This window comes from Bradyrhizobium sp. USDA 4369 (genome assembly GCF_054056435.1).
Genome location: NZ_JBSRYH010000001.1, coordinates 8,178,066 through 8,191,603 on the forward strand (window position 1 = coordinate 8,178,066; position 13,538 = coordinate 8,191,603).

Consider the following 13,538-nt stretch of genomic DNA (forward strand, 5'->3'; position numbering starts at 1 on the left):
GGCGAAGACCTCGTTGTCGGATTCAAAATTGACACTTATGAGATCCGCTGATTAGAACAACTACAAACCAGATGCTGATACGGCCATGTCGTGCCTGGTCCACTGCCCCCGCCGCCATTCGAGCGCCAGACGCTGCCCTTCGAGGACCTGCTCGAACGACATCTTGATGGCGACGGCATTGCGAATTCGCAGGTACGGCTCGCGGAGCCGAACGGGTGCCGCGGCTGCTGCCAGGCTCAACCATTTGTAGGCCAGCACGTGATCCTGGCTCACGCCATGTCCCTTGTCGTAGCTCAGACCGAGCAGATGCTGTGCCGTCGGATCACCGCCTTCGGCGGCTCCGGTGTACAGTTCGGCCGCGGCTTCGTACGATTGTGGAACGCCAACCCCGTTCTCATACATGTAGCCGAGTGCAGCCATGGCGCGCGGATGACCACGCTGCGCCATCGGCGCCAACAGCGCGGCAGCCCTGACGTAATCGCCGCGGGCGAAGGCAGCCCATCCGTCTCCACGCGGCCGGGCGTCGGCCGCCGCAAGTCCAAGGACGAGCGCCAGCGCGGCGACCGCGATCGTCGACACCCGCCTCATCGGCCGGCCCGCGGCGGCTGAAGGGCGCTCGTCGACACTGGCCTGATCGTGCCGCGCAGCTTGGAACGCAGTTCCTCGGCGACGTAATGCGCATCGCTGCCGTCGCGGATGATCTGGGGCCGGATAAAGATGATCAGTTCGGTCCGCCCCCGGCTGCGATCGTTATTGCTGAACAAATCGCCCAGGACCGGGATCTGGTCGACGCCGGGCACACCGTTGCGCGTGCCCTGATGGGTTTCGCTGATGAGGCCGGCCAGCAGCACGGTCTGACCGCTGGCCACCGCGACCGCGCTCTTGACCTTGCGCTGCGCAACCGTCGGCGTGAGGCTGTTTGCGGTCTGCGGCGAGACATTGCTGATCTCCTGCTCGATCTCCAGCCGCACATTGCCGTTCTCGTTGACGCGCGGCGCCACCCGCAGGATGATTCCGGTGTTGCGATAGTCGATCGTGTTCACGACCGTGTTGTTGCTCGTCAGCACCGTCGCGCTACCGGTCGAAACCGGCACCTGGTCGCCGACCTGCAATGTCGCCGCCTGATTGTCGATCACCACCAGCGAGGGATTGGACAGGACCTTGACGTCGGTGACCGTGTGCAACGCGCTCAGGATGGCGCTGGGCTGCGATTCCGACCCGATCAGGAAATTGAAGCCCGGGAAGGCACGGTTCAGGAAGGCGTTGGTAATGGTCCCGGCGGCCGAGGCGACTGTCGCCGGCGCCGATGTCGAGGTGGTGTTCAGGAGCGAGCCCTGGTCCGGTCGCAGGCCGAGATTCTTGCTGGTCAGATAGGCTTGCACGCCGTAGTTCAGATTGTCGTTGAGCGTGACTTCGGCGATGGTGGCATCGATCGCGACCTGCAGCTGCGGCCGGTCGCACTGTCGCAAGGTGGCTTCGATGATGCGGTAGTTCTCCCGGTCGGCATAGATCAGCAGCGTGTTGTTGACCACATCGGGCGTGATGCGCACGCCGTCCATCAGCGGCTTGCTGCCGCCGGTGGACGCGCGCGACTCCGGAACCGCATCGGGGCTCGTCTGGGTCGGCGGCGGCGCGCCGCCGAAACCGCGGTTGGCGACCAGACCGTTGTTGCCGGGCTGCTGACCCGAGAAACTGCCTGTCGACGCGGTCCCCGCGGCCGACAGCTTCTCACTGCTCGAGCTTGACGAAGCGCCCGATCCCGGGGCGAGATCCATCGACGACGCGTCGGCGCTGACCGGATTTCCCGTGAACATCTCGTTCAGCACCCGCGCCATCTGCCGCGCTTCGCCGTATTTGACGCGGTAGACATGAACGCTGTTGCGGAGCGTGTTGCCGGCATCCAGCCGCTTGATCCAGGTCTCGGCGGTGCGCAGCAGTGCCGGCTTGCGGCTAATGACCATGACAGCGTTCATCCGGCTAATGGTCTGGAACTTGACCATGTTCTGACCGAGGCCACTGTCACCGCTGTCCATGATCTTCTCGAGCTCGGCGACGATCGGCTCCGGATTGCCGTTGGCGATCGGGAAGATCCCGACCGATTGCCCTTTCATCCAGTCTGCGTCGAAGCTCAGCGCGGCGTCGACCGCGGTACGACGCTCGGAGCCGGTACCCTGAATCAGCAACATGTTGCGGCCCGGGTCCGCGCGCACCGTGCCAGGCTTGAGCGCGAAGCTGTCGAGCAGCTTCAGCAGCGTCGGCGCAGAGACATATTGCAGCGGAAGAACCGTGATGCCGTAGCCCGGCTCGGCCGCGGCACCGGGCGCATCCACATTGCCCGCACCGACGGCCTCTCCGAGCGGGATCAGGCGATAGCCGGAATTGTCACGCACCAGTGCCGTGCCGGCCAGCCGCAGGGCGTTCTCAAGCACGTAGACCACGTCCGATTTCGGCACCGGACGCACCGACGACAGGCTCACCGTGCCCTGGATCCGCGGATCGATGGTGTAGCCGACACCAAGCACGTCGCCGAGCACGACCTTGGCCACGGTCGCGATCGGCGAATTCTCGAAATTCAGCTCGAAGCCGTTGCCGATCGCCCGCGAATGGGCCGCCGCCTGCTGCACCGGAAGCGATGGCGCCGCCGGCGCTTCCGCGCGTGCGTCCCTGAGATCGTCATTGCCGCCATAGATTTCCGCCCGCGCACGGCGCGCCGCCGGCGACTGCTCCGGCATGACCTGTCGCGGATAGCGCGGCGAGAGGTCGAGACGCCCGACCTTGTCCATCACGTCGTCGCCGCGGCTCTCGCTCCCGAGCGTCGCTGGATTGCAGCCCGCCAGCGCCATCGACACCATGGCCAGCGCGGCGAGCGCACGGCATCGTCGCCAACCAGGACCCACATCAGAGATCTCTAACACTCGCCCGCCCACCCGATCTGCCGAGTACTTCCAAATTACGACTCTCCGAGGCGGAACAGGTTTCGTTCCGTCCGAACTCCTCAGCTGCCTGCCGGAGGAAGGCCGCCGCCTGGAGGCAGCAGCCTTCCCTCGCGCGGCCCGCTACCAGAGCCAGCCGACCCCGGCGAGAACCCGGTCGGACATGGCTCCGGTCGGGCTGCGGTCGATCACCTTGGTGTAATTCAGCTTGTAGACCAGGCTCGGATTGGGGAACACGGCGACGCCGACGTCGTGGAACGTCATATCGCCGCTGCCCGTGATATTGTTGAGTCCGTTGGTCAGGTCGGAGCCGAGCATGCCGGATGTCTGGAAGTTCTGGCGGGTGTAGCGATAGAACGGCACGATGTCGTAATCATTCGGCGCCCTGAAGTGATAGGCGATTTCGCCCGAATAGCCCCACATGTTCTTGCCGACATTGTTCGTGTCGTCGAGATCGTTGTTGGCCCGCAGGTTCTCCGGGTTGGAGAAGTTCACATGGGCATATTCAGCCCGCAGCTCGAGCCCGGTGTTCGGGACGCGATAGCGTGCTTCGGTATTGAAGATCGTCATCGCATTCTTGCCGAGCGGAACCTCGGTGCCATCAGGTTGCGTGGCATAGGCGCCCCGCGGCGTGACGTTCGGCGAATAGTAGATCGCCGAGCTCCCGGCAAAACCGGGGAGGAACGACGGCGAGTAGCTCAGCCGCAAGGTGTAAGCGAGCTGATTGCTCAGCTGCCGGAAGTCGCCGATTGGCGCGCGAGAGAGGGCCAGCGCTTCCGAGCCGCTGATACCGGCCTCATAGCCACCCGAATTGATGTGGCCGTTGTCGCCTCGATGAGCGAAGTCGTCACCGAAGTCCTCCGCGCTCTGGCTGACCTGGAACTGGTAGTTCAAACCATCGACGATCTTGCCGTAGAAGCCGGCCGACGGCGCATACCAGGTCGTCGGAATCAGGCCGTTGGCGAGCTCGGGCCGCTGCACCGAGTAAAACAGGGTTGGCTCGTGATAGAGATTGATGAACGAGATCGGGATCAGGTCGATACCTGGCGAACGCAAGGTGAAGTGATCGTTGAACTTGACGTCGAAGAAGGCCTGCTCGACTTCGACCGCGCCGTGCAGCTTGTCATCATTATCGAAAGCGGTGCCGCCGTGCTCCCACTCCAGCTCCGCGTTGAAGGTGATGTAGTCGTTGACCTGATAGGTCGGCAGCAGAACCAGACGCGCCATGTCGAAACCGTTCTGCCATTGGCCATTGGCGGCCGGATTCTGCATCGAACCCAGCTTGATCTCGCCATACATGCCGATCCGCATTCCGAGCACCGGCGACGGCGCCGCGCCGAACAGATCCCTTCCCGGCGGGTGGCGGCGGAGCCTTCAGATCGGCAGCGGGCAGGAACTTCGCCTTCGGATCGGCGTCGGCAAACGCAGCTGCGAGCCGAGACACAGGAGATGATGCCGGCGCAGCATCGGCCGTTGTCGATCCCCCACTCCTGACGTCCTTCGAGTCGGCCAGCGCCATGGCGTTGCCGACCGACTTGGACGCGGCCTGCGCGTTATCCGATGCCTTCAAGGCGCCCCCATGTGCGTCCTTCGCACCGGTCAGAGCGACCGGGCCAGACGGATTTCTCGAGGCGAGCGAGGCCGACTGTCCGACGCTGGTCGTCTTCTTCGACTTGGCGTCCTTGAGTTCGACCTGAAGCGTGTTGATGCGCTGCTCCATGGACTCGATCTTCGCCATCAGCGCCTTGACAGCTGCCCCGTCCGCGGACCGCGCCGATCGATCGTCGGCCGCCTGCGCTGCTGCCGCGCTCAACGCCAGTGTCGACACAGCGGCAAGCAGAGATGGCAGCAATCCGCTGCGGCCGCGAGTCGGACAACCACTCGCGCCAACACTCAAAGCGCCGTTGTGTGAGGACGCGGAACGATCCGCGTATCTCCCGTTGCAGCTAGTCAAGACCATCAGTCCAACCTCCCCATGATGATGCCCGGGACGTGCATCCCCTTCACCCGTCGCCGTGAACATCGGAGTCATGCGCGAGTGCGAGCCATTCGCGCTAGAAGCCCGCAATGTCGATACTTGGGCTCGTCGAAGATGCTGGCGTGTCATCAGTTGGGCGGCGCCTGCTGCGCCAGACCGCGACTACAAGCAACCCCGCCCACCTTGGCAACTGCAGCAGGCAAGCTAAGTACTTTCATCTTCTACTAATTGTCATCAGATCTGCATTCCGAGCGCGCGACGGTGATTGTCACAGCATTGAGCTGTATTCGCTCCTCCGCAACGCGCTGAATGGCGCGACGCCACACATCGCCGGCCAACGCCGCACCCCGAGATAAATTGCGGCCTCGCCACGGCGCCGCTTGGGCGGCGCGCGGGATTTCAGCGACGAAGCGGACGCTGACGCCGCGCCGATTGCGGCAAGGCACCGCATGCTGCATGCGCCCCGGAATCGTCCCGGCACACGCGAATACCTCCCGCGACCAATCAAGGCAGGCTGTGCTGATGGAGACCTCGGCTCTTTAAAGAAATTCTAAACGGACTCGCGACAGCCGACGGCAGCAGTTCTTGAAGTGATAACAGATCAGTTGACGCAATTTTCTACGGCAAGAGGTCGCATACGAATCTCTCATCATTACGCCGCATTGCGTGCCCCCTATTGTCCGGCAATTAGTTTGGACCAGCCGACGCTTGTTAGTATTTCCGCGAAAGCGGCGGACGAACAACATCAGCTGGCCACACCAAGACGCTGACGCAAAGAGCGCGTCCATCTGCTTTGATGCCCGCGGCTGCGTTTGCCGCAGTTGGCCGCAAAGTCGGATGAATGCCAGGCCCCAAACGCGAGGGTGAATCGCTTGCTTCGCTTCGTCGCCGCCATTGTCGGAGAGCCAACATGAACGCCGTCCATCGACTGGAGCCGGCGGTCGGACCTTTGCAGAAGGTCCTGGATCATGTGGCGGAGGTCATCCTCGACGATGCGCAATTGGTCGACCGCCTGTCCGACCATCAGCTCGCGGGCGGACATCGCTTCGTATTCCATCAGCACGAGCTGGAGAATTTGCCTGGCGTCACTTGCAACACGTTCGACGCGCATGGCCCGGTCTGGCTCGCCGTCGAGCGCCTGCTTCCGGCCGATCCGCCGGCGGTCGACGCCGATCTGGCGATGTGGATCGACGTCTCCTCGGAGCCGGACCGGCGTCCGCTGGTTCGGCAGCGCGTGACGATCACGGTGCAGACGGCGGAGAGGGACAGGCTGATCGCTGCAGTGCAGGCGCGCGCCGAGCACTGTGCGCCGGCAAGCGCACAGCCGGCGTCCGCCGAGCTCTGGAGCGTGCGCTTGCACCTGGAGCAACGCCCTGATGTCATCGAACGTCTGGATCGCTATCTTGCCGGCTCCTGGGCCGCCTGGGCCGCGGCCGAGCGCCCACGCCGCCGGACCATCGCGCTTCACCATAGGCTGCGCGACATGGCGCGCGTGGCCGCGGCCGGGCACAATGATGCGAGCTGCGAGATCGTATGGGGTGTCGGCGTGTCACGCTGGCGGCGCGGCGGCCGCGAGCTGAACCTGCCGCTGCTCGAACGTCCGGTCGAAATCGAGGTCCTCGAAGGGGCGGACGCCGAGATCAGAATCCGTCCCCGCATGGTCGGCGCGACGGTCAATCTACGCGCATTCGAACCGCTCACATCTGCTGCAAGGCTGGCGGGAAACACGGCCGAGCAGCGGCTCGCGCACGGCGTCGAGCTTTCGCCGTTCGAGCCCGCCAGCTTCGAGCCCATCCTCAGCGCGATCGGCTCACAGCTCGACCCAGACGGGCTCTATTGCCCGGGGCAGCCAGATGCGAAGCTGCTGCCGCCGGAAGAAGCTGACCAGTTGGTCGTCTCGGATCGCTGGGTGATCTTTGCACGGCCGCGCTCGAGCGGGCTCCTGCTGCGCGACTTCAAGCGCCTGCAGCGAGCGCTGGACTACATGCCGGCGAACGAGGGCTGGCTCACTGCGCTGGCTCACTGTTTGCTCGGGGCTGTGGATCGCGCCCCCCATGACGGCACGCGCCGGCGGCTGTCCAACGTGATCGGGGACCCGATCGACACCACGCCAGCCGCGCAATCGGCGGCAGATCGCGGCGATCTGTTCTTTCCGCTGCCGACCAACTCCGACCAGATGGAGATCGTGCGCCAGCTCCAGCGATCGGACGGACTTGTCGTAAAGGGCGCAGTTGCGCCCGACCGGACGGCCGCAATTGCCAACGTGGTCTGTCACCATCTCGCGCTTGGCTTGCGGGTCCTCGTCGTGTCCCGCAACGAACCCGCACTTTTGGCCCTGTCCGAAAAGCTGCCCCGCGCCGTTCGCGACATCACGGTCGATCTGACCGGATCCGACAAGGACGCGTTGAAGCACGCTGAGCGCGTGGTCAGCCGGCTGCTGTCGATCCTGGACACGACCGACCTTCACGCCCAGGCCGAACAAGTCAACCGGCTCGAGCAGGACATCATCGCGACCAGTCACGCAATAACGCGTCTCGATGACGAGGTCACCGACATCGCCGGCCGTACGCTGCTGCGATCCGGCACCTCCGATTTGCCGTTCGAGAGGCTGGCAACCATGATTGCCGATCGCGATGCCTATGCGTGGTTCACTGATCGGCCGCTGCGATTTCTGAGCGAGACCGATCTGATCGTCGCCGCGGTCGACCAGGCGCGGACGGCGCGATCACGGCTTGGCGGAGACATCGAATACCTCGATGACCGGGTGCCGGACATCGCGCAGCTGCCCGACGCCGCTGCGGTGATGCGGCTGCACGCGGATTTTCAGTTGATGGCCGCGCTAGCGGACCAGGACAGCGATGATGGCCAGCTGGCCCACCAGGCCGTCGCGAAACTCGAGCCGGAGGGCGTCGACAAGTTCGCCAGCGATCTCGAGGCACTGGCGGCGGCGCATCGGACCATTACCGACGAACCATGGCTTGCATCGCTGTCTCCGGTCGGCTCCGAGGCCAGCGACACCTCCGTCGACAGCGGCATCCTGGTTGATTTTGCCCGCGATGCATCATCCTTGTTGGCACGACGCGCCGGATTCCTGGTGAGGCCGGTGGACATTCCGGCTGACGCCTTCACCAACGAGGAGCTGCTGAGGAGCGTCGAGCGGCTCTCGGCCGGACAAAGGGCCTTTGCGACGTTCTCACGGTCCGGGCGCGTGCTGAAGCAGACATTGGATGCGATCACAATCGCCGGCTTCGCGCCGAACAACGCGGCCGATTGGGCCCATGTGCGCGATTATCTGACGTGGCGGCGTCACCTGCATTCGCTCGACGTCCGATGGCGCACACTGGCCGTCGAGATCGGTGCGCCCGCACCCGAGCCAGACTCCGCCAACACCCTCCACGGCCACGAGCGCGTCGTCAGGAGCGTCGAGGTCGCGATCGTGACCGCGGCGCTGGCCAGCCGCAATGTCCTGGCCACGATCGCAAAGCTGTCGATGCCGGCCGGCAAAGTCGCCAGCTTGCTCGGCGACAGCCGCCGATTGGCCGCACTCGCATCCGTCATCAGAAGCACTGCCGAGCGCATCGGCAAGCAGCGCAGCGAGCTCGCCCGGCTCAACGAGCTGTTTCACGGCTGCGAAGCGATCACGACACGGGTCCAGGCCGAGGTGCTGTCGCAGATCGGGCGCGCCGACGTCGACCAGCGCGAGATCGCGACGCGCTGGGGCGTCATGTGCAAGCAGTTGCAGAGCCTGCATGAGCGGCGCCAGGATATCGAACTCATCCATGAGGTTTGCCAGAGCTTGACCGAGGCCGGAGCCAGCGCATTCGCCCGGCGGATCCGCACCGAGCCGGCCACCACGGACGGCGGCGATCCGGTGCTGGTCGCCGATTGGATGATGGCCTGGAACTGGGCCGTGCTGATCGGACAGACCGAAGGCGTCGGTCAGCAGCAGCTGCTGCAGGATCTGTCCGAGCAGCGCGCCGCATTGGAGACGCGGCTGCGCGAGCTGTTCGAGGACGTTGTCGTTGCGCGGATGCACCTCGCGCTGGTCCATAACACGAGCAGCGCCGTGCGGCAGGCGTTCACCATGTTCACGACGACGTCGCGCAAGATGGCCGCGACCTGCTCCGGTCCGAGCGCGCTCCGGCTGCGCCAGGTTGCGCGCGAGGTCCTCGAAAATTGCCACAAAGGCATCCCCTGCCAGCTGATGCCGGCTTGGCGCGTTGCCGAACTGCTGCCGGCGCGACTGGAAGCATTCGATCTCGTCGTCATCGACGATGCCTCGCGATCAGACCTGCGCGAACTCACGGTCCTGCTCAGAGGCCGCAAGGTTCTCGCCGTCGCCGAAGACCGACCGGGCGGGAAGACATTCGTTCCGGGCGATCGCGACATCGGAGACATTGCGCACGGCCCACGCGGCGGCGTGCCGATCTCCATTCGCCAGCTGATGCCGCCGAAGACGACGATCTGCGACCTCCTCGACGCACTGTTTCCCGACCGGGTGATCCGGCTCCGTGAGCATGCGCGTCGTGTCGAGCACGTTGCGCTTCCGATGATCGACCCGCCGCAACAATTCGTCCAGCTACAGGCCTCGGCGACTGCAGCACCTTCTGCGTCTGCCGCACCCGCCGGCGCCGCAGAACCTTTGCCGTCTGCCCTGCCCGTCACACGGCCGGCCCATTCGCTGGAAGATGAGATCGCGACAGTCGCGGAGAACCTGTTGCTCGCACGGCGGGAGCAGCGCGACGAGTTGAGCGTGTCGAGGGAGCCTCCAGCGCCGGACTGGCTGCGCAGCACGACCACCGGCGGCACGGCGGATGAGGCGCAGGAATCATGCCGGTCGGGGCGCGATGTCGCCAGCGAGGAGAAGGCTGAAGTCTCGTCGCTTGATCCCCCCTCTCCACGGCTGCCGCCCTGGATAAAGCCCGTTGCTCGGGTGACAGGCACCGAGAGCGAACCTCGCGCGGAAGCGACGTCGCCCCTGGACGATCCCTCGGACACCTCTCGCGCCAAGCCGGTGGACGCGTCTGAAAAGCCCGCGGTCATGGCGCGCGGGCGCGGCCGTGCCATCACCGATCATCAGCGGCTGTCGGCACGCCTGCGTCCCGCGCTGGACCAGATCAGAGCGCGGCCGCGCCGCTCGGTGCGCCGACAGATCGTGGCCGCAGCCGCAGCCCTGACCATCACCCTGGTGACCGCCTCGCTCGTCTGGCAACCGACAAGAAGTAGGATCGCGACCTCCTGGCAGACGGTCATGACTGAGCTCTCGGCGTCGTGGAACGCGGCCCCGCCTGCTGCCGCGCTGCCGGCCACCACCGAGCCGCGCAAGGTCACCGCTGAACGAATGACGCCGGACGTCAGGAGCACGACGGCCCGCGAGGGCTCTCCTGGCAGCACCATCACGACGGGGAACGCGACCCAGCCGATGGTGTCGCATGCCGTTCTCTATCAGGAGGACCCGCAGGATCCGGGCGGCAAGCGCTATCTCGGCAAGGTGACCTGGCACGTCGAGCCCGCCGCCGGCAGCGTGCCGGCTTCGATCAAAGGCGATGTCGAGATCGACAAGCAGATGAAGGCCACCTTGTCGCTGCGGCCGAACAAGGAAAGCGAAATGCCGGCGAGCCATATTCTGGAGGTCAAGTTCAACTGGCCGGGCGACCTGAGCCACGCAGGAGTCGAAACCTTGAAGGGCGTGAGCATGAAGGCCAAGGAAGCGGGCCGCGGCGCCGCCTTGTCCACCCTGACCGCCAAGGTCACACCGGAATTCTTCATGATCGCGCTGTCCGCCAATGAGGTCGACAAGACGCGCAACTTCCTGCTGCTGAAGGGCAAGGAATGGATCGATATCCCGATCGTGTACAATGGCGGCAGCCGCGCCGTGCTGGCGATCGAAAAGGGAGCGGACGGTGAGCGCGCATTCACGGATGCGTTTACCGCCTGGGGACAATGAACCGGCGGCACAGCCGGCGCATGGCGGCTCGCGCATGCTGACCGGAATCGATGTCTCCAAATCATCGCCGGCTCCGGCGCCCGACGCGCCGGCCAAGTCGCTGGCCACCACCATTTATCCTGTACCTTGCGCGCGGTGTGGACGGGTCGTGCGCGTCGCGTTGAATGCACTGCGTGCCCCCAGCTTCCATCATGTCGCCGAGCAGGCGTCGTGCCCCGAAATCCAGGAGCGGCGCCGAAGCAAGGGCGATGGCGGACTGCTGCTGATGATGTGCAGCCCCTTGAAGCAATCTCTCGCAGCCTCATGCGACGCTGCCGAGGTCGAGGCGACCGCTCCCAGCGGCGGGAGGCTCGGACGAATTGTCTGCAGCATTCCTGGCGTGTCGATCGCGCAATACGCTCCGGACGAGGCGCGCAGCCACGCGGAGATCTGGCAGGCGCACGGGCATCACGGGCTGGCCCGCCGCCTTCGCAAGGCCGTTGCCGTCGCAGAGCGCGGACCGCCGATGTGGACCCGCGCCGCGGTCGGCCTGGGCCTGGGGGCATTGCTGCTCGCAGCCGCCGGCGGCTGGTTCATGCTGGCGCGAGAGCCGATCCCGGCTCCGGCGGCGCAGCTGCAAGCTCGCGAAGCCTCCGTCCCATCGTCCGGTCTCGCAAGCACCGATCCTGCCGTCCGCAGCGTCACAATGGAGGCCGTCTCCACCGCGACCGCTCCTGCGAGCCCGCCAGCTGATCCGCTCCCAGAGTCGCTGGCGATCGCGGAACCGGCTCCTCAGGTCGCAGCCGTCCCCCTCGCCGCCGATTTGACCGCCCAGGCAGCCTCGACGACGCCGACAGCAAGCCCTGAGGCGGCCAAGATCCGCCTGCCCGATATCGTGATGATCCCGGGCGGAACCTTCGCCATGGGCGGCACCGAGAGCTCCGAGCTTCCGGTTCACCGCGTCGCCATCAAGCCGTTCGCGCTCGGCAAATACCCGGTCACGATCGGCGAGTGGAAGGAATGCGTCGCCGACAAAGCGTGCGCTGACGTGACGAGCGGTCCGGACGACAATCCGATCACCAATGTCAGCTACGACGATGCCCGGGACTACCTGGCGTGGCTCTCTCGGACGGTCGGCAAGCCGTTTCGGCTGCCGACCGAGGCCGAATGGGAATATGCGGCGCGCGGCGGGACGAGCACGGCATTCTGGTGGGGCGACCAGATGCGCGGCGGCATGGCCAACTGCAGCCGGTGCAACGACGCCGGCGCGCCTGCACAGCTGATGAAGGTCGGAAGCTTTCCCGCCAATCCGTTTGGCCTGTTCGACATGGGCGGTGGCGTCGACCAGTGGGTCGCCGACAGCTGGCACAAGACCTATCAGGGAGCGCCGTCGGATGGCTCGGCCTGGATCGACGAGCAGAGTTTCATCCGTGTCATTCGCTCGGGCTCGTGGAAGAATGATGCCAGCTATGCGCGCAGCGGCAGCCGCGACCGCTATGATGGCCGCGTGAGATATCCGACCCATGGCTTGCGCATCGCGCTTTCGCCCTGACGCGATCCCGCTTCGACCTGTGCTCCGTCGCGCCGTGTTGCTGCTGACATATCTGGAATCGGCAGGCGAGACTGATCGGAACCTCAAATTCGCCTTGCTGAGGTCGATGTATCGACCGTCTGCCTTTGTTCGATGTCTGCCATCCATGTTGATCCAATTTGTGAGTTCGGAGTGATGACGGGAGAACGATCTGCGTATGCCGCGCCGCCGGCCGATCGGAGGCCCTGGCGGAGATGTTGTCACGCGGTGGTCGCAATGTCCGCCTTGACAGCCATCCTGATGCTGTTGCCGACGCAGACGTCGGCGCAGGGCAAGACGGCGCCCAAGGACGCCTATCTTTATTTCATCTCTCCCAGCGACGGCGATACGGTGAAGAGCCCGTTCTGGTGCCGCTTCGGCCTGCGCAACATGGGCGTGACCCATGCCGGCGACAGCTTTTCCAACACCGGCCATCATCATCTCCTGATCGACTCGGACGAACCGATCAGCCCCGGCGAGCCGATTCCGCAGGACAGGAAGCACCTGCATTACGGAGGCGGCGAGACCGAAGCTCTGATCGAGCTCCCGCCGGGCAGGCACACGTTGCAACTCGTGATGGGCGATGGCATGCACTTCAACTTCGATCCGCCGCTGCTGTCGAAGAAGATCACGATCACCGTCACCGACGCTGCGCAGCGCCTCGGCCGGAGCACCGAACAGGCCCACCGGCGGACGAAGCACGTTCACGCGCGCACGGCCCGCCCGACTGAAACATCGACGGCCGAAGCGGCACCGCCCGACCCGTCGAAGTCGACGGGCGCCGTAGATTTCCTCAAAGACCTGTTTGCCGCGCCGAAGTGACGCCGGTTTTCGAGCAGGACAACAATCGGTTGCGCTGGCTGGGGCAGGAGGGATCGAACCTCCGAATGGCGGAATCAAAATACGCGCAGTGCGTGACTTGGTTGGATGGCAGGGCCGCAGCAACGATGATCGAGCCTTTGGATCTCTGCCATTGCGAAACGAGATGCGGCTCTCCGGGACCGATCAGCATGCGTCCAGGCTGGGCTTTGACAGCAAACGGCGCCCTGCAGCGGATGGTTGCTGCTCCACACACTCAGATGGGCTAGCCGGAGGACCCCGTCACCGAGCGACCTCCTTCCAATTTGACCA

Annotated in this window: 6 protein-coding genes; 3 read left to right on the top strand and 3 right to left on the bottom strand. The window is 65.1% G+C overall.

Features of this window, described 5'->3' with window-relative positions; genetic code table 11:
* Positions 1–60: 60 nt before the first annotated feature.
* From ACVIJ6_RS37060 to ACVIJ6_RS37070, 3 genes are all read right to left on the bottom strand, one after another.
* Positions 61–588 (bottom strand): tetratricopeptide repeat protein, encoded by a 528-nt coding sequence (locus ACVIJ6_RS37060; RefSeq protein WP_456776813.1) that lies wholly within the window; start codon positions 586–588, stop codon positions 61–63.
* Positions 585–2,927: a type II secretion system secretin GspD gene (gene gspD, locus ACVIJ6_RS37065; protein ID WP_456776814.1), complete on the bottom strand. Its 2,343-nt coding sequence runs from the start codon at positions 2,925–2,927 to the stop codon at positions 585–587. Before gspD ends, ACVIJ6_RS37060 begins: the two co-directional genes overlap by 4 nt.
* Positions 2,928–3,056: 129 nt before the next feature.
* A complete protein-coding gene (locus tag ACVIJ6_RS37070) occupies positions 3,057–4,244 on the bottom strand; it encodes a hypothetical protein (RefSeq protein ID WP_456776815.1) in 1,188 nt (395 codons plus the stop codon).
* 1,577 nt (positions 4,245–5,821) lie between these two features.
* Between ACVIJ6_RS37070 and ACVIJ6_RS37075 the strand changes: the two genes are divergently transcribed.
* From ACVIJ6_RS37075 to ACVIJ6_RS37085, 3 genes are all read left to right on the top strand, one after another.
* Entirely contained in the window at positions 5,822–10,858 is a 5,037-nt protein-coding gene (locus ACVIJ6_RS37075; protein ID WP_456776816.1) for a helicase, read from the top strand.
* A 34-nt stretch (positions 10,859–10,892) separates the two neighbouring features.
* Positions 10,893–12,389 carry an SUMF1/EgtB/PvdO family nonheme iron enzyme gene (locus ACVIJ6_RS37080; protein ID WP_456776817.1) on the top strand — a complete coding sequence of 499 codons (1,497 nt, stop codon included), beginning with the start codon at positions 10,893–10,895 and terminating at the stop codon, positions 12,387–12,389.
* A gap of 255 nt (positions 12,390–12,644) precedes the next feature.
* On the top strand, positions 12,645–13,229 hold the full coding sequence (locus ACVIJ6_RS37085) for a DUF4399 domain-containing protein (RefSeq protein ID WP_456776818.1): 585 nt from the start codon (positions 12,645–12,647) through the stop codon (positions 13,227–13,229).
* The last annotated feature ends 309 nt before the right edge of the window (positions 13,230–13,538 follow it).